Source organism: Prauserella cavernicola (assembly GCF_016595675.1).
Taxonomy (GTDB): domain Bacteria; phylum Actinomycetota; class Actinomycetes; order Mycobacteriales; family Pseudonocardiaceae; genus Prauserella_A; species Prauserella_A cavernicola.
The window spans coordinates 38,150-55,642 of sequence record NZ_JAENJH010000003.1; the positions used below are offsets into that span (position 1 = coordinate 38,150).

At 70.4% G+C, this 17,493-nt stretch carries 16 protein-coding genes; 8 read left to right on the plus strand and 8 right to left on the minus strand.

All coding sequences use genetic code 11. The annotated features are described in order from the left end of the window. Window positions 1-4 precede the first annotated feature (4 nt). Window positions 5-919, minus strand: a complete 915-nt coding sequence (locus JHE00_RS13450) for a S1C family serine protease (RefSeq protein ID WP_200318405.1) — start codon at window positions 917-919, stop codon at window positions 5-7. 82 nt (window positions 920-1,001) lie between these two features. Beyond that, entirely contained in the window at window positions 1,002-1,577 is a 576-nt protein-coding gene (locus JHE00_RS13455) for a peptide deformylase (RefSeq protein ID WP_200318406.1), read from the minus strand. Between the two features lie 164 nt (window positions 1,578-1,741). Between JHE00_RS13455 and napA the strand changes: the two genes are divergently transcribed. Together napA and JHE00_RS13465 are read left to right on the plus strand one after the other, a co-directional pair. Continuing rightward, a complete protein-coding gene (napA, locus tag JHE00_RS13460) occupies window positions 1,742-2,065 on the plus strand; it encodes a nucleoid-associated protein NapA (RefSeq protein ID WP_200318407.1) in 324 nt (107 codons plus the stop codon). Continuing rightward, window positions 2,062-2,751: a LytR C-terminal domain-containing protein gene (locus tag JHE00_RS13465; protein WP_200318408.1), complete on the plus strand. Its 690-nt coding sequence runs from the start codon at window positions 2,062-2,064 to the stop codon at window positions 2,749-2,751. Before napA ends, JHE00_RS13465 begins: the two co-directional genes overlap by 4 nt. A gap of 448 nt (window positions 2,752-3,199) precedes the next feature. Here JHE00_RS13465 and JHE00_RS13470 read toward each other — a convergent pair whose 3' ends face one another. From JHE00_RS13470 to moeA, 4 genes are all read right to left on the minus strand, one after another. Next, window positions 3,200-5,440: an AAA family ATPase gene (locus JHE00_RS13470; protein ID WP_200318409.1), complete on the minus strand. Its 2,241-nt coding sequence runs from the start codon at window positions 5,438-5,440 to the stop codon at window positions 3,200-3,202. A 45-nt stretch (window positions 5,441-5,485) separates the two neighbouring features. After that, complete coding sequence (gene pssA, locus JHE00_RS13475; protein WP_200318410.1) at window positions 5,486-6,439, minus strand: CDP-diacylglycerol--serine O-phosphatidyltransferase; 954 nt, start codon at window positions 6,437-6,439, stop codon at window positions 5,486-5,488. 3 nt (window positions 6,440-6,442) lie between these two features. After that, window positions 6,443-7,186 (minus strand): phosphatidylserine decarboxylase, encoded by a 744-nt coding sequence (locus tag JHE00_RS13480; protein WP_200318411.1) that lies wholly within the window; start codon window positions 7,184-7,186, stop codon window positions 6,443-6,445. 272 nt (window positions 7,187-7,458) lie between these two features. After that, entirely contained in the window at window positions 7,459-8,664 is a 1,206-nt protein-coding gene (gene moeA, locus JHE00_RS13485; RefSeq protein ID WP_200318412.1) for a molybdopterin molybdotransferase MoeA, read from the minus strand. Between the two features lie 72 nt (window positions 8,665-8,736). Here moeA and JHE00_RS13490 point away from each other — a divergent pair, with 72 nt between their 5' ends. From JHE00_RS13490 to groL, 5 genes are all read left to right on the plus strand, one after another. Next, a complete protein-coding gene (locus tag JHE00_RS13490; RefSeq protein WP_200318413.1) occupies window positions 8,737-9,414 on the plus strand; it encodes a TIGR00266 family protein in 678 nt (225 codons plus the stop codon). Window positions 9,415-9,420: 6 nt separating this feature from the next. Continuing rightward, complete coding sequence (locus JHE00_RS13495; protein ID WP_200318414.1) at window positions 9,421-10,008, plus strand: AIM24 family protein; 588 nt, start codon at window positions 9,421-9,423, stop codon at window positions 10,006-10,008. 128 nt (window positions 10,009-10,136) lie between these two features. Then, complete coding sequence (locus JHE00_RS13500) at window positions 10,137-10,340, plus strand: cold-shock protein (RefSeq protein WP_110343324.1); 204 nt, start codon at window positions 10,137-10,139, stop codon at window positions 10,338-10,340. A gap of 73 nt (window positions 10,341-10,413) precedes the next feature. Next, window positions 10,414-11,901: a serine/threonine-protein kinase gene (locus JHE00_RS13505; protein WP_200318415.1), complete on the plus strand. Its 1,488-nt coding sequence runs from the start codon at window positions 10,414-10,416 to the stop codon at window positions 11,899-11,901. A 202-nt stretch (window positions 11,902-12,103) separates the two neighbouring features. Further along, the gene (gene groL / locus JHE00_RS13510) at window positions 12,104-13,735 is read left to right on the plus strand and encodes a chaperonin GroEL (RefSeq protein WP_200318416.1); all 1,632 of its coding nucleotides are present in this window, start codon (window positions 12,104-12,106) and stop codon (window positions 13,733-13,735) included. A gap of 59 nt (window positions 13,736-13,794) precedes the next feature. Here groL and JHE00_RS13515 read toward each other — a convergent pair whose 3' ends face one another. After that, a complete protein-coding gene (locus JHE00_RS13515; RefSeq protein ID WP_200318417.1) occupies window positions 13,795-14,001 on the minus strand; it encodes a PspC domain-containing protein in 207 nt (68 codons plus the stop codon). Between the two features lie 137 nt (window positions 14,002-14,138). Between JHE00_RS13515 and JHE00_RS13520 the strand changes: the two genes are divergently transcribed. Continuing rightward, window positions 14,139-16,517: a xanthine dehydrogenase family protein molybdopterin-binding subunit gene (locus tag JHE00_RS13520; protein ID WP_200318418.1), complete on the plus strand. Its 2,379-nt coding sequence runs from the start codon at window positions 14,139-14,141 to the stop codon at window positions 16,515-16,517. Here the strand turns inward: JHE00_RS13520 and JHE00_RS13525 are convergent. After that, window positions 16,514-17,479 (minus strand): o-succinylbenzoate synthase, encoded by a 966-nt coding sequence (locus JHE00_RS13525; RefSeq protein ID WP_200318419.1) that lies wholly within the window; start codon window positions 17,477-17,479, stop codon window positions 16,514-16,516. The two genes, JHE00_RS13520 and JHE00_RS13525, sit on opposite strands and share 4 nt — an antisense overlap. Window positions 17,480-17,493: the final 14 nt, after the last annotated feature.

A 17,493-nucleotide genomic window follows, 5' to 3' on the forward strand; every position in this document is an offset into this window, starting at 1 on the left:
GACCTCAACCCACGAGTTCGGTCGGAGTGGCGAAAACGTCGACCATCGCGCCGTTGCGGAGCACGGTCACCGGCAGTCGCGTCGCGATGACCTCCGCGAAGAGCTGCCGCTGGATCCCCTGCGCGTCGGAGACCGGAGAACGCGCGACCGTCAGCACGAGGTCACCCGAATGCAGTCCGGCCCGATCGGCGGGACCGCCCGCGACGACCTCGACCACGCGCAGCCCCGCGTCCTGGCCGGTGCGCTCGGCGACCTCGTCGGGCAGTGGCGTCGGGACGCCGACGACGCCGAGGTAGGCCCTGCGCACGCGGCCCTCGACGAGCAGCGTGTCGATGATGCGCCGCGTGGTGGAGTTGACGGGAACCGCGAGCCCCAGCCCGAAGCCCGCGACCGCGGTGTTGACGCCCACCACACGGCCAGACGAGTCGGCGAGCGCGCCACCCGAGTTGCCCGGGTTGAGCGCGGCGTCGGTCTGGATCACGTCCTCGATCACGCGCCCCGTCCGGCCCTGCCTGACCGGGATCGCCCGGCCGAGCGCGCTCACCACGCCCGCCGTCACGGAACCGGAGAACCCGAGCGGACTGCCGATCGCCACCACGAGCTGGCCGACCACGAGCCGGTCGGCGTCGCCCAGCCGAGCCGGCTCGGGCACCTCGCCGCGCACGCGCAGCACCGCGAGGTCGGACAGCGGATCGGCGCCGACGACCCGGAAGCCGGACTCTGTGCCGTCGGTGAACGTCGCCGTCCCGTCGCGGTCGTGACCGACAACGTGGGCGTTGGTGAGCAGGTAACCGTCGTCGAACACCACAGCGGAGCCGCCGCCACGCGGCAGTCGCACGCTGGCGACGTGCGGAGTCACGGTGCGCGCGACGGCGCTCACCGTGCGGGAGTAGGCGTCGAGCGCGTCCGCGTCGGACATCGCGACCACCACCCTCGATTACACCGTTACACCTCGATTGTGCGCCCGGTGTGAGCGGTGGTGGCCCGCGTTCGCCGTGGGCTTAAGCCTCGGGAGCCTCGGGCTCGTCGGTGCCGGGCAGCCAGGCGTTGCCGGGAACACCCCACTTGTTCGCCTTGAGCATCTTCTTCGCCGAGCGCGCGTGCCGACCGACCAGCCGGTCGAGGTAGATGTAGCCGTCGAGGTGGTCGGTCTCGTGCTGCAGGCAGCGTGCGAAGTAGCCCGTGCCCTCCGCCTCGATGGGCTGGCCCTCCAGGTCGAAGCCGGTGACCTTCGCCCACGAAGCGCGCCCCGTCGGGTACGACTCGCCCGGCGCCGAGAGGCAGCCCTCCCAGTCGTCGTCGGGGTCCGGCATCGTCTCGGGGATCGCGGAGGTCTCGAGCGTCGGGTTGACGATCAGGCCCTTGTGCCGCACGCCCTCGTCATCCGGGCAGTCGTAGACGAAGATCCGCAGGTCGATGCCGATCTGGTTGGCCGCGAGACCCACACCCTCGGCCGCGTACATCGTCTCGAACATGTCGTCGGCCAGCGTGGCGAGCTCGGCGTCGAACTTCTCGACCTCGCGAGTCGGCGTGTGCAGGACGGGGTCGCCCGCGATGCGGATGGGGTGAACGGTCACGGCGTCAATTGAACACAGTGACGTGGTGCATCCGCTCCGGGGGTGGGGGCCGACACGTGTACAGGGACGCGCCGGGCGCGCTGCGCGCGCGAGTGCTGGCATCGTGATCTAATTACGCAGCGGAACGACAGCCGTGTGATTTCGCCAGGATTGCGAGGAGCCAGATGGACGCCGCGGAGTCGATGGCCAAAAACGGCCAGTCGTCCCCGTCCGCCCCAGCCGGCGAACCCACGGAGGGACTGTCGCAGCGTGAGCACGAGGTGCTCGCGTTCGAACGTCAGTGGTGGAAGTACGCGGGGGCGAAGGAACAGGCCATCCGCGAGCTGTTCGGCATGTCGCCGACCCGCTACTACCAGATTCTGAACCAGCTCATCGACAAGCAGGAAGCCATGCGCGCGGACCCGATGCTGGTCAAGCGACTGCGGAAGATGCGCGCCGCGAGGCAGCGCACCCGCGCGGCACGGCGGTTGGGGATTGAACTGCCATGAGCATCTTCGACGGGCTGTCCAGGCCGATGCGGGCCACGGGTCTCGGGCTGGTCGCGGTCGCGGTGGTCGCGGCCCTGGTCGGCGGCATCACGTTGCTGACGGGCAGCGGCGATTCGGACGAGGCCGCGGCGCCCAACCCCTCGAGCGCACCCCAGTCGCCGACGGGTGACTCCGACGGCACGTCAGGGCCGGACGCCTCCGACGAGGCGCCGTCCTCGGACACCAGCGAGCAGCCCTCGGCTCCCGGCTCCGCCACGTCGCAGCCCGGCGACGACACGCCCGCGCCCGGTGGCAACGGCGACAACGGCCAGGACGGCGACGGTGATGGCACCGATGACAGCACCGGCAACGGCCAGACGGGCGAGAACCAGCAGGCGGGCGCCCAGCAGTCGGTGGGCGTGCGCGTCTACAACAACAGCAACGTCAAGGGTCTGGCCACCGACGCGGCCGACGACTTCCGCGCCCAGGGCTGGAACGTCGTCGAGGTCTCCAACTACCCGTCGGGCATCATCCCGACCAGCACGGCCTACTTCCGTCCCGGCACGCAGGAGGAGGCGGCGGCCCGCGTCATCGGGCAGGCCTTCGGCCTCCGGGTCGAACCGCGCTTCGACGGCATCAAGGACTCCAGCGGCGGCGTCATCGTCATAGTGACCATGGACTACGAAGGCGCGGGCAAGGGTAAGTAACCCAGCCCAACCCGCACCGCGAGTCCCCCGCTCGAGCATGCGAGTCCCCCGTTCCTGCATGCGAGTTGCCCGCTCGGGCATGCGAGTCTCCCGTCCCTGATCACGAGACCGATCCCACCGTGAACCCTGCGGTCCCGGTCCGTAGTTCGACCGCCTCCGGGATGTCTCGTTCATGGGCGATCGCACGTCGCTGCCGTCGGGAACGCACAACGCTGAGCGCACAGCTCGCGGTCCGGGCACGACACACGGGGTGCTTCACGACTCGGGGTGGTCGGCGCGGTTCGACGCGCACTCAAGTTCGGAAGCGCGGACTCACCGCCAGGAGCGCGCGACTCGCGGTCCTGAGTGCAGGACTCGCCGTTCCAGCGCGCAACTCGCGCGCTGGAACGGGCAACTCGCGGTCCTGAGCGGGCACTTCGCGCGCCGCACGGCACCGCGGCTCGCGGACCTAGCCGTTGCGGGCCGCGTAGGCCTCCAGGGCCGCCAGTTGGGCCGGGTCGAGGGACGGGCGCACCGCCTCGCGGGCCTTCGCCAGGTGGGCGGCGCTCACCTCCGCCGCTTCCAGGGACTCGCGCATCGCCGTGAGCGCTGCCTCCCGGATGAGCGCCGCGCAGTCGGCCGCCGAGTAGCCGTCCAGCGTCTCCGCCAGCTCGTCAATGTCCACATCGGATGCCAGTGGCGTGTTCTTCGCGCTCGAGCGCAGGATCGCCGCTCGCGCCTCGGTGTCCGGCGGCGGCACGTAGATGAGCCGCTCCAGCCTGCCCGGACGCAGCAGCGCGGGATCCACCAGCTCCGGCCGGTTGGTCGCGCCCAGCACGACGACGTCCCGCAGCGGTTCGACGCCGTCCAGTTCCGTGAGCAGCGCCGCCACCACCCGGTCGGACACCCCGGAGTCGCCGGACTGGCCGCGTCGGGGAGCGAGCGCGTCCACCTCGTCGAGGAAGATCAGCGACGGCGCGGCCTCGGCGGCCCTGCGGAAGAGCTCCCGCACGGCCCGCTCCGACTCGCCGACCCACTTGTCGAGCAGTTCGGCGCCCTTGACCGCGAACACGTTCAGCGCGCCCGTGCCGGCGAGCGCCCTGACCAGGAACGTCTTGCCGTTGCCAGGCGGCCCGTAGAGCAGCACGCCACGCGGCGGCGCCACGCCGAGCCGCGAGAACGAGTCCGGGTAGCGCAGCGGCCACAGCACGGCCTCGGTCAGCGACTGCTTGACCTCGGCCATGTCGCCGACGTCGTCGAGCGTTAGCCCGCCCGTCGCGAGCGTGTCCGAAGTGGACATGGAGATGGGCCGGACCGACTCCAGCGCGTCGAGCAGGTCCTGCTCGGCGATGCGCGGCTCGGTCTCGCCGTCGCGGTGCCGCAGCGCGGCCCGCAGTGCGGCGTCGCGCCGCAACGCGATGAGGTCGGCGGCCACGAAGCCAGGCGTGCGCTCAGCGATCACCCCGAAGTCGACGCCGGGCTCGACGGGGGTGTCGCGCAACAGGATGCGCAGCAGTTCGGTGCGCACCTGCCCGTCCGGCAGGCCGAGCATCAGTTCCCGGTCGAGCAGGTCGACGCCGCGCAGTCTCGGGTCGACGGACTCGGGATGCGCCGAGGTGGCAACCAGCGCGAAGTCGTCGTTGCCGAGCGCGGCCCTCAACCGGTCGAGGACGACAGTCGCGACAGGCGGTGGCTGCTGGGCGGGCAGGAGCGCGTCGATGTCGGTGATCAGCAGGACGCCCGCGCCGTCGCCGGAGACGGTGGCCTCGACGGCCTGCGCCACGCGCGACAGTGCCGCGTCGGGTTCCAGCACGGCGATGGTCGGCGCCGCCAGGCACACCACCCGGACGTCCTCCGAGTGCGCGACCGACCGCACCAGCGTGGCTTTGCCGACGCCCTCGGGTCCGGAGAGCAGCACGCCGAGCCTGCCGCTGGTGCCCAGCTTGGCGAGCAGTTCCGGGCGGTGGAACGCCAGGTCGATCCACTCGGACAGTTTGCGCGCGACGGTTCCCTGTCCTGCCAGGTCGGCCAGTGGCGGCGGCGGTTCCTGGTCCTCGGTCACCACGATCTCCGGCGGGGCCACCGGGGCGGGCGTGGCGGTCGATGCGGGTGCGGGCGCGGCCTGCTCGGCGGCAGCGGGCTCCGCTCCCCGCCAGCTGACCACAGTGGACTGCCCGACGGCGACAGTGCCCGTGGGCTCGGTGGCGGTGACGGTGAGCAGCTCGCTGGTCCAGCTGGCCCCGATCGTCCTGGAGAGCTGGCCCCTCACCGCCGAGACGTCGGAGCCGGGCGGGGGCGCGAGGTCCTGTGGCAGCAGCGACACCGCGTCGCCCACCGTGAACACCTTGCCGATCAGCGCGAGCCGCAGCGTGCCGGGGTTGAGCGACATGCTCGCCATGCGCGATCCGGAGACGGTCACCGTCCTCGCGACCGTGACGTCGCACGGGGCCACCACGACCTCGGTGCCCTCGGTGACACCGAGGTTGGCCATCGTGACGTCGTCGACCAGCACCACACCGGGCGCGCTCTCGCCAGGGGAGGGCGCCGCGAGCGCGGCACTGACCCTCGCGCCGGTGAGCCGGACCGCATCCCACGCGTGCAGGCCCAGCGCGTCCAGCACCTCCGGGTGCAGTCGAACGACACCACGACGCGAGTCGAGCGCCGAAGGGGTGTGCCGGACGGTCAGGGTGATCTGGGGCGAACTCGTCACGCCCCCACCCTATTGGTCACGCGTACGTCGTGGGGTGAACGCCGCTCAGTCGCCTCGGCGCAGCCCGATCCGCCGCCAGTTGCGACGCCGGGGGCCGCGGCCGTCCGGCGAGTAGACCCTCGGCACGTGCTGGGTGCTCGTCGGGGTGCGCGGGCGCCGGACGGCGCGCCTCGCGGCGCCGGCGACCCTGCGGAACTGAGGCCTGCGCAGTCCGAGCCTGCGCTGGCTGCGCGCCCTGCGGATGGCGCGGCGCTCGCGCGGCGGGACGTCCCACGCCTCGGGGTGGTTGGCCAGCCAGTAGTAGCGGCGCACCGCGTACGGGATGTGGATGAGATACAGCAGCAGCGCGCAGACCAGGGCGATCAGCGGGTACTGGATGATGGCCGCCGCGACCAGGCCGACACCGACGAGCAGCGGCGCGACGGCCTTGGCGGGGGCGCGCAGCTTCTTCAGCGACAGCGTCGGGATGCGGCTGATCAGCAGCCCGGCGACGGCGACGGTCCAGATCCAGACCGTGACCTCGGTCGACCACCAGCTCTCGCCGAACTCCGCGGTCAGGATCACCGGCAGCAGCACCAGCAGTCCGCCGGCAGGGGCGGGCACTCCGACGAAGAACTCGCCCGCGTACGGCGGCTGTTCGGTGTCGTCGAGCAGCGTGTTGAACCGGGCGAGTCTCAGCACGATGCAGACCGCGAAGATCAGTGCCGCGACCCAGCCGAGTCTGCCCGCGTCGGGCAGCCAGATGTAGAGCACCAGCGCGGGCGCGACGCCGAACGAGATCGCGTCGGCCAGCGAGTCGAGTTCGGCACCCATCTTCGACGTGGCGTCGAGCAGCCGGGCGATGCGCCCGTCGAGGCTGTCGAGCACCGCGGCGACGCCGATGGCGCCGATCGCCAGCACGTAGTCGCCGACCAGCGCGAACTGGACGGACGAGAGGCCCGCGCAGAGCGCGAGCACCGTGATCGCGTTGGGCAGCAGCCGCACGCCGGGGGACGCCATGACTCAGTCTCCCCGGGTGGGACCGGCCGCGCGGAGCTCCGCGATCGGGGTCTCACCGCCGACCGTGCGCTGGCCCTTGGCGACCAGCACGCGGCTGCCCTCCGGCAGGTAGACGTCGACGCGCGAGCCGAAGCGGATGATCCCGTAGGTCGAGCCCGCCTCCACCCGGTCGCCCTCACCGACCTGGCAGACGATGCGCCTGGCGACCAGTCCGGCGATCTGGACGACCACCAGCTCGTCGCCGTCGTCGGTGCGCAGGAGCATCGAGTTGCGTTCGTTGTCCTCGCTGGCCTTGTCGAGGTCGGCGGAGAGGAACTTGCCGGGCCGATAGGCGAGTCGTTCGACCTTGCCCGCCGCGGGCGTGCGCTGGACGTGGACGTCGAACACCGAGAGGAACACGCTCACCCGGGTCCTCGGCTCGGCGGGAAGGCCGAGCTCCGCTGGTGGGACGGCGTCCTCGATCAGCGAGACGAGTCCGTCGGCGGAGGCGAGCACGAGCCCGTCGCGCGCGGGCGGCACGCGACGCGGTTCGCGGAAGAACGCGGCGGTCGCGAGCGTGCCGAGTCCGGCGAGCAGGCCGAGCCGCTTGGAGACCTTGCGGAGAGCGAGCGTGGCGACGGCGCCGCCGAACACGAAGGGCCTGCCCGCGGGGTGCATGGGCGGCAACGTCTCCCTCGCGAGCTGCAGCGCGTGCCCGAGTGGATTCCCCTGGGCTTCGCGGTCCGGCGATACGTGTGAGGTGCTCACGAACTCATCATTTCCGCTGCTCAGACGGCCTGTGCTGCCCGCTGGCCGGAGCGGCTCAATCGGTCGAATTACCCATAACGCACGGTGGGGTTGGCAAGCACCACGCTACGCCAAGGCCGGGAACTGGACGGGCCGGGTGGCGTGCGCCCCCCGACGCCGTACGCCACCCGGCCACGGACCGCTGATCGTAAGCCTTCGGGGCCAGCCGGGATAACCCCACGTGGGGAAAACGTTACAAAGCGTCGCTGAAAGGAGCAGTCGGCCTCACGGGTTCACAGCAGCAGCACGTCGACCTCGTCGCCGCGTGCGACGTCAGTGACGTCCTCCGGCAGCACGATGAGGCAGTTGGCCTGTGTGAAAGCCGCCAACAGGTGCGAGCCGGGGCCACCCCTCGGCCCCACGACGCCGGTCACCTCGCCGTCGCTGTGCGTGTAGTAGCCGCGGCGGAACTGGCGCTTGCCCTTCGGCGACTGCAGCGCCTCGGTGAGGTTGGCGCGCACGTGCTGCCGGTCAACGCCGGTGTGCCCGAGTGAGGCCAGCAGCGCGGGCCGCAGGAACGCCTCGAAGGACACGAGCACGCTCACCGGGTTGCCGGGCAGGGTCACCACCGGAACGCCGTTCCAGCGGCCGCAGCCCTGCGGGCCACCCGGCTGCATCGCGACCTTCGAGAACTCGACGCCCGCTCCGGTCAGCGCGTCCTTGACCACCTCGTAGGCACCGGCGCTCACCCCGCCCGAGGTCACCACGAGGTCGGTGTCGGCGAGCTTCGGCTCGATGGCGGCGCGGAACGTGTCGACGTCGTCGGCGACGCTGCGCACCGACTCGACGTGGCAGCCGAGGCTCCGCAGCGCGGCGACGAGCATGACGCTGTTGGACTCGTAGATCTGGCCGTGCCGCAGTTCGGCGGGAGGCAGCACGAGCTCGGTGCCGGTGGAGACCACGAGCACCCTCGGCGGCTCGTGCACGACGAGCCGGTCCATGCCTACCGCGGAGGCCAGCCCGAGCTGCGCGGGGCCGAGCACGGTGCCCGCGGTGAGCGCGACGGTTCCCGACACCACGTCCTCGCCCGTGCGGCGCACGTGGTCGCCGGGGGTCGAGCTCGCGAAGACACGGACGTTCTCGGCGCCGCCGTCCGTTCGCTCGACCATCACGACACTGTCGGCGCCGGGCGGCATCGGCGCGCCCGTCATGATCCGGTCCACTGTGCCCGGTAGCAGCGGCGGCACCTCGGTGCGCCCCGCCGGGATGTCCTCGCTCACCGGCAGTTCGACGGGCCCGGACTCCGTGGCCCCGGCGACGTCGACCGAGCGGACCGCGTACCCGTCCATGGCGGAGTTGTCGAAGGGCGGCAGCGAGACCTGTGCGCGCACGTCCTCAGCCAGCACCAGACCGGTGCAGTCGGCGAGCGGAAGTTCCACGGCCGGCCGGACGCCGAGCAGCGCGGTGACGGTGGTGCGGTGTTCGTCGACTGAGATCACGCGGACCATCCTCCCCCGGTTTCGCCGCCGTGCAAGACTCTCCCCGCCGACATGAGAAACAGGGGAGGATCCATGCAGGTGCAGCTCCGGCACCAGCCATCGTTCGCGGTGGCCAGGCTCGTGCTGGGCCCCGGCGAGCCCGCGCAGGTCGAGGCAGGCGCGATGGCGGCGACGAGCTACGGCGTCCAGGTGCAGTCGCAGTCTCAGGGCGGCGTGATGAAGGGGCTGGGCCGCGCGTTCCTCGCGGGCGAGTCACTGTTCATCTCCACCTACACCGCGCCGCAGAACGGCGGCTGGGTCGACATCGCGGCCAACCTCCCCGGCGACCTCCAGGTGATCAACTTGGACGGCAGCACCGGCTGGTGTGTCACCAGGGGATCGTGGCTGGCGTCGTCGTACGGCGTGCAGACCGAGACCAAGTGGGGCGGCTTCGGCAAGCTCTTCGGCGGTGAGGGCGGCTTCCTCACCAGGGCCACGGGACAGGGCCAGCTCGTCGTCGCCTGCTACGGCGCGATGGACGTGGTCAACCTCCACCAGGGCGAGATGGTGACGATCGACTCCGGGCACGTGGTCGCCTACGCCGACACCATGCAGTCACAGCTGCGCAAGATCACCTCCGGTCTCGTTCAGACAATGAAGAGCGGCGAGGGTTTCGTGTTCGACTTCGCAGGCCCAGGGCAGGTGCTCACGCAGACGCGCAATCCCTCCGCGCTTGCCTCGTGGGTGATCGCCCAGGTTCCGTCGCGGTAGCCGGTCATGCAGGTGCACACACGGCACACGCCGTCCTTCGGAGTCGCCAGGATCGTTCTGTCCCAAGGGGAAGCGGTTCAAGCCGAGTCCGATTCCGTACTCGCCAACAGCTTCGGGATCGTCGAGTCCGCGCCGTCGAGGGGCAAAGGGCCCGCCATTTTCACCGCCCCGGCGGGTGGTGGGTGGATCGATCTCGCACCCGAGCACTCCGGTGACATCTATCCACTGGAGTTCGACGGCCGCGCAGGTTGGTGCGTCGCGACGGGAAGAGTGCTCGCCCGGCCCCCGACAGTGCGGCGGGACCAACCGTGGCCCGCACTGCAGGCTTTGTTCGGTGGGGACTCGGGTTTTCTCGAACACTTCGGAGGGACGGGTCAGCTCGTGCTCGCGTGCAAGGGGCCGGTTGACGCACTCACGCTCGAGGCTAACGAAGTGATCACGGTGCGACCGACGTTCCTCGTGGCCTATCCGGACCGGGTCCAAGTGCGGTTGCGCGCACTGGATCCCGCGGCTCAGCAGTCCGTCCGCACAGGTGAAGGTCTCGCACTTGACTTCGCGGGGCCGGGAACGGTTCTCGTCCAAGCGCGGAAGTGACGGCCCACAGAGTCGTAGTTACCGCAAATTGACCATTGCCGAGCGCGGTTATTCCGGTAGCGTGATCCAAGCTTGGAAACGGGTCAGGCGGGACTGCTCCCGTTTTGGTTTGGTGCAAGGAGGACGCCGTGGCTGTGGGCACGGTCAAATGGTTCAACGCGGAAAAAGGCTACGGCTTCATCGAGTCCCCAGAGGGGCCTGATGTGTTCGTACATTACTCCGCCATTCAGGCAGACGGCTTCCGGACCCTCGACGAGGGAGACCGGGTCGAGTTCGAGATCACGGCAGGACGTGACGGCCGCAGTCAGGCCGCTGACGTCCGAAAGGTCTAGTAGGCGGCGACACCGCTTACGTCAACCCCGGCACTTCCCTAACTCATGAGGCGTGGGCGTTAGGCTGCGCCCTGTGACAGGCGATGTGTCGGGGGACCTCACCGGTCGGCGGCTGGGCAACTACCGCATCGACGGTGTGCTTGGTCGTGGCGGCATGAGCGTGATGTACAAGGCCACGGACGTGCGTCTGGGACGCAAGGTGGCCTTGAAGGTGATCGGGGAACACCTCGGTGCTGACGCCGAGTTCCGCGAGCGCTTCGTCGACGAGGCACGCAACACCTCGGCGATCGATCACGCCAACATCGTGCCGTTGTACGACTTCGGTGAGCTCGACGGGATGCTCTACATCGCCATGAGGCTGGTCGACGGTTCCGACCTGGCCAGCCTCATCGGTGGTGAGCCGATGAAGCCTGAGCGGGCGATCGGGCTGCTCGACCAGGTGGCCGACGCGCTCGACACGCTGCACGGCCGTGGTCTGGTGCACCTGGACGTCAAGCCGGCCAACGTGCTCGTGACGAGCAGGGAGTCCACGCGCGAGCACGTCTACGTCGCCGACTTCGGCCTGACCAGGCGCGGCGCGACGGGACATCGCACCCGTGGTGGCGATTTCCTCGGTTCGCCGACCTACGCCGCGCCGGAGCATCTGCGCGGAGAGCCGCTCGACGGGCGCACCGACCAGTACGCACTGGCCTGCATGCTCTACGCGTGCCTGGCGGGCAGGCCGCCGTTCCAGGGTGACGTCCAGACGGTGATCAAGGGCCACCTCAACGGGGACGCGCAGCCGGTGTCGCGCATGGCGCCGTCGTTGACCGCTGCCGTCGACGAGGTCGTCCGCAAGGGGATGGCGAAGAATCCCGGAGATCGGTACGCGTCGTGTGTCGAGCTGATCTCCGCCGCGCGCGCGGCGCTGCGGCCGGACCCGGCGGTTCCGTCGCAGCGGCCCGACCGGCATCCTGTCGCGGTCGCTCAACACGGAGAGGGGGGTCCGGTGCTTCCCTACGGTCAGCAACCGGGACAGCAACCCGGTCAGCCAGGCGGCCCACAGGGCCAGCCCGGTCAGCCCGGTCAGCAGGCGCCGCAACAGGGCCAGCCCGGCCCGCAGGCACCGCAGCCAGGCCAGCCCTCTCCCGGATACGGCCAGCAGCCTCCGCCGCCTCCTCCCGGCTACGGACAGCCGCAGGGGCCCCCGCAGCCTTACGGAGGCCCGCCGCCGCAGGGCATGGGCATGCCCCCGCAGGGACCTCCGCCCGGGTACGGGCCGCCGCCGCAGCACGGCGGCTACCCGCCGCCGCAGCGGAAGAAGAGCAAGGCCTGGATCGGCTGGGTGATCGCGGCCGTCGTCGTGATCGGCGCCGCCGTCGCGGCGATCATCATCTTCACGGGCGGGGACGACGAGAGCGGAGACCAGCCCGCGGAGCAGCCCGGTAACTCCCAGGCGCCGGACATCCCTGTCGGCCCCGGTTCGCAGGGCAATCAGCCCACGGAGACCGGCACCGGCGAGACCGGCGGAAACAACCCGCCGCCGACCTCGATCCCCATCGTTCCCGGCTCGGGTGGGTGACCGTCGTTCTTGCACTCTCCCCCGGAGAGTGCTAAACACGAGATTGGCACTCGGCACCGTCGAGTGCTAGGTGACTGGCCGAGGGCCAGCCGCCTGAAGGTCGGGACGGTGAGGCCACGTCCGGGGGATCCCGGGCTGGTCGTCCGTCGCGGGCACCGAGCCTGGCCGAGGACGTGTCCGATTACCGGAGGACCACACCCCAATGGCCAAACTGATTGCGTTCGACGAGGACGCCCGCCGCGGTCTCGAACGCGGCCTGAACACCCTCGCCGAGGCCGTCAAGGTGACGCTTGGCCCCCGTGGCCGCAACGTCGTGCTCGAGAAAAAGTGGGGCGCGCCGACCATCACCAATGACGGTGTCTCCATCGCCAAGGAGATCGAGCTCGAGGACCCGTGGGAGAAGATCGGGGCCGAGCTCGTCAAGGAAGTTGCCAAGAAGACCGACGATGTCGCGGGTGACGGCACCACCACCGCCACCGTGCTCGCTCAGGCCCTGGTCAAGGAAGGCCTGCGCAACGTCGCGGCCGGCGCTGACCCGATCGCCCTGAAGCGTGGCATCGAGCAGGCCGTCGAGGCTGTCACCGAGCAGCTGCACAAGGCCGCCAAGGAGGTCGAGACCAAGGAGCAGATCGCTGCTACCGCCTCGATCTCGGCCGCTGACCGCACCATCGGCGAGCTCATCGCCGAGGCGCTCGACAAGGTCGGCAAGGAAGGCGTCGTCACCGTCGAGGAGTCGAACACCTTCGGCCTCGAGCTCGAGCTCACCGAGGGTATGCGCTTCGACAAGGGCTACATCTCGGGCTACTTCGTGACTGACGCCGAGCGTCAGGAAGCCGTCCTCGAGGACCCGTACGTCCTGCTGTTCGGATCGAAGATCTCGAACGTCAAGGACATGCTCCCGGTGCTCGAGAAGGTCATGCAGTCCGGCAAGCCGCTGCTGATCATCGCCGAGGACGTCGAGGGCGAGGCCCTGGCCACCCTGGTCGTCAACAAGATCCGCGGCACCTTCAAGTCCGTCGCCGTCAAGGCGCCCGGCTTCGGTGACCGTCGCAAGGCGATGCTGCAGGACATGGCCATCCTCACCGGTGGTCAGGTCGTCAGCGAGGACGTCGGCCTCAAGCTCGAGAACGCCGACATCTCCCTGCTGGGCAAGGCCCGCAAGGTCGTCGTGACCAAGGACGAGACCACCATCGTCGAGGGCTCGGGCGACGCGGACCAGATCCAGGGTCGGGTCAACCAGATCCGTGCCGAGATCGAGAACAGCGACTCGGACTACGACCGGGAGAAGCTGCAGGAGCGTCTGGCCAAGCTGGCCGGCGGCGTCGCGGTCATCAAGGCCGGTGCCGCCACCGAGGTCGAGCTCAAGGAGCGCAAGCACCGCATCGAGGACGCGGTGCGCAACGCCAAGGCCGCCGTCGAGGAGGGCATCGTCGCCGGTGGTGGCGTGGCTCTGCTGCAGGCTGCCGAGGCTGCCTTCGCCGGCCTGAAGCTGGTGGGCGACGAGGCGACCGGCGCGAACATTGTCAAGATCGCCGTCGAGGCCCCGCTCAAGCAGATCGCCATCAACAGCGGTCTCGAGGGTGGCGTCGTGGTGGAGAAGGTCAAGTCCCTCCCGCAGGGTCACGGCCTCAACGCCGCGACCGGTGAGTACGAGGACCTGCTCGCGGCCGGTGTTCCGGACCCGACCAAGGTCACGCGTTCCGCTCTGCAGAACGCCGCCTCGATCGCCGGGCTGTTCCTGACCACGGAGGCCGTGGTCGCCGACAAGCCGGAGAAGGCTGGCGCCGCTCCGGCCGGTGACCCGACCGGTGGCATGGGCGGCATGGACTTCTGAGTCCGTCGTAACAGTCGATCCCCGAGGGCCTCGTGCCCTCGGGGATCTTCTTTTTGTGCCTACGCGTCGTCTTCCGACATCAGCAGCCAGCAGGCGGCGTAGAGCAGGATCGGGGTGCCGAGGCCGAAGATCGTGGTGGCGACGAGCCCGATGCGCAGGATCGCGGCGTCCACACCGAGCATCCGGGCCCAGCCGCCGCACACGCCCGCGACCATCCGGTCTCCACGGCTGCGGCGGAGCTTCTTGACCGTCACGTTGTTCGTCATGACTTCATGTTCGCCGCGGACACCACCTCTTGACATCGGGGAAGGACCCCGAGTGAACCCGGATTCCGCGACCCTGACCCGTGCGCTGGAGTTACTCGAGGTGTGCGAGGCCGTGAGCCGCGGTTAGGGTCGGATGCATGCCCGGATCAGTGCTCGGAACCGAGGTGCGGCGGGTCGAGGACCCCGAACTGCTGCGCGGACAAGGTTCGTACGTCGACAATCTCGCCATCGAGGGTGTCGTGCACCTCGCCTTCGTGCGCTCGCCGTTCGCCCACGCCGAGGTCACGGCCATCGACATCAGCGAGGCCGAGAAGGCCGACGGAGTGGTGGCCGTCTACACCTCCGCCGAATTGGACCTGCCGCCCGTCCGGCAGTTCATGGAAGTGAATCCGGACTGTGAGCGGCCGCCGCTCGCGAAGGGCCGGGTCCGGTTCGTCGGCGATCCGGTCGCGGTGATCGTGGGCGAGACCGCCGCCGCGGCGGCCGACGCCGTCGAGCTGGTGGACGTGGACTACGAGCCGCTCGAGGCCGTGATCGACCTCGAGCAGGCATTGGCGCCCGACGCGCCCCTGCAGTTCCCCGACCTGGGCTCCAACATCGCCGCCGGTGAGCGCGACGCGGCCGGTTCGGAAATCCTCGACGACGCCGACGTCGTGGTGCGGGCCAGGATCGAGAACCAGCGCGTGGCAGTGGTCCCGCTGGAGGGCAACGCCATCGCCGTGCTCCCTGGCGGTCCGGACGAGGACTACGACCTCACGATCTACGTCTCCACGCAGGCGCCCCACGGGCTGTGGGCCGCGGCCGCCAAGACGTTCGGCCTGTCCCGCGATCGGGTCAGGGTGGTCGCGCCGCACGTCGGCGGAGCCTTCGGCGGCAAGTTCGGGCTCATCGCCGAACACGAGGTCGCCGTCGGGGTGGCCAGGACGCTGTCCCGGCCGGTGAAGTGGGTCGAGACGCGCACGGAGAACCTCCAGTCGATGCCGCACAGCCGCGCGCAGGTGCAGTACGCGGAGCTGGGGCTCAAGTCCGACGGCACGATCACCGGGCTGCACTGCAGGATCATCGGCGACTCCGGTGCCTACGCCGGCTTCGGCGGAGCCTTCGCGCTCGGCCCCACCCGCATCATGGCGCAAGGCGTCTATCGCATCCCCAAGATCAGCTTCGGCGCCATCGCGGCGCTCACCAACACCACGCCCACCGGGGCGTTTCGCGGTGCGGGCCGGCCCGAAGCGGCCGCGATGCTGGAGCGGCTTGTCGACCTGGCGGCCGCCGAACTGGATCTCGACCCGGTCGAGCTGCGGCGGCGGAACTTCCTGCAGCCGGAGGAGTTCCCGTACACCACGGTGGTCGGCACGAGCTACGACTCCGGCGACTACGACCTCCCGCTGCGCGAGGCGCTGCGGATCGCGGACTACGACAAGCTGCGCACCGAACAGGCCCGTCGCATCGAGGCCGGTGAGCACGTGCTCCTCGGCATCGGGCTGAGTACCTACGTCGAGATCACCGGCGGCGGTGGCGGTGGTGAGTACGCGTCGGTGGAGATGAGCACGGAGGGCCGGGCCACGATCAAGGTCGGCACCTCGGGACACGGGCAGGGCCACCCGACGTCGTTCTCGATGCTCGTCTCCCACGCGCTCGGTATCCCCATGGAGTCGATCGACTTCGTGCAGTCGGACACGGCGCAGGTCCCGAAGGGTGGTGGCACGGGCGGTTCCCGGTCGCTGCAGATCGGCGGCAGTGCCGTGCGCGAGGCGAGCCAGCTCCTGGTGCAGCGCGCCAAGGAGGTGGCGGCCTCCGAGCTGGAAGCCGCGGTCGACGACATCGAGTTGAACGAGGACGGCACGCTCGGCGTGGTCGGCGTTCCAGGCACGACCCTGAGCTGGGCGCAGCTGGCCGAAGCCGCGGCGCGCGATGGCGACACGCTCGCCGCCAACACCGACTTCACGCCGGGCGGTGCGACCTTCCCGTTCGGCGCACACGTGTCGGTGGTCGAGGTGGACACCGAGACCGGCCACGTCCGCCCGATCCGCCACATCGCCGTCGACGACTGCGGCCGCGTGCTGAACCCGCTACTCGTGCGCGGCCAGCAGCACGGCGGCGCGGCACAGGGTATCGCGCAGGCCCTGTGGGAGCAGATGAGCTACGACGAGGACGGCAACCCGGTCACCGGCACGCTGGCGGACTATCTGGTGCCCACGGCCATGGAGATCCCCGATCTCGAGGTCTCCAACACCGAGACCGAGACCCCGCGAAATCCGCTGGGAGCAAAGGGAATCGGCGAGTCCGCGACCATCGGCTCCACCCCTGCCGTGCAGAACGCCGTGGTCGACGCGCTCAAGCACCTCGGCGTGCGGCACCTCGACATCCCGCTGACACCACAGCGCGTCTGGCGGGCCGTCGAGCAGGCCCGCACCGGGCAGCTGCCGTCGCCGTGGCAGGAGCCGCCCGCCGCGTTCGACACACTGCCGATCCGCGCCGACGGTCCGGATCCGCACGCCGACGAGGCAGCCGTCTAGCTTCCTTCGGTATCGGCCTCGGTCAGGGCACGCACCCTGGCGAGGCGGGCGAGCCACCGTTGCCGGGTCTCGTCGTCGGCGGCCACGTCGGCGACGAGGTCCGGTTCCGGCGCGCGGGCCGGCACCGGGAGAGAGCCGTCCACAGCGGACAGTGAGCCGGTCGTGACGTCCCCGGTCAGCAGCGACATCGTGCCCAGTCCGCACGCGAACTCGAGCGACGGCAGGGCCCCGGCGAGTGCCAGCTCGGCGGCGAGGCCGACGCTGCTCTCCACCGCGGACGACACCACACACGGCAATCCGCACGCTTCGGCCACGCGCAGCGCACGTCGCACCCCACCCAGCGGCGCCACCTTGAGCACGGCGACGTCGGCCGCCTCCGCGACCGCGATCCGCAGCGGATCCTCGGCCCGCCGGATCGACTCGTCGGCCGCGACGCGCACGTCGACCTTGCGCCGCACCCTGGCCAGCTCGTCGATAGACGGGCACGGCTGCTCGACGTACTCCAGCCCGCCCGCGGCGCGGCCCAGCTCGCCGATGGCCGCGACGGCCATGTCCACGTCCCAGGCGGCGTTGGCGTCAACGCGGATCGCCCCGCCCGGACCCAGCGCCTCGCGCACGGCGGCCACGCGTTCACAATCGTCCACAAGCGACGATCGTGGATCGGCGACCTTCACCTTCGCCGTGCGGCAGCCAGACGCCGCGACGAGTTCATGTGCCCGCTCCGGCGACACCACCGGCACGGTGGCGTTCACCTCGACGCGATCGCGCACCGGCTCGGGCCAGCCCCGCTCGCTCGCCTCGACGGCGGCCGCGAGCCACGGCACGCACTCGGCGTCCGAATAGTCCAGGAACGGGCAGAACTCTCCCCACCCTGCGGGGCCGCGAAGCAACACGCCCTCGCGGACGGTGATGCCCCGGAACCGCGTTCGCAGTGGGATGGCGTAGACGTGCTCGGCTGTCACACCTTCATAGTCTC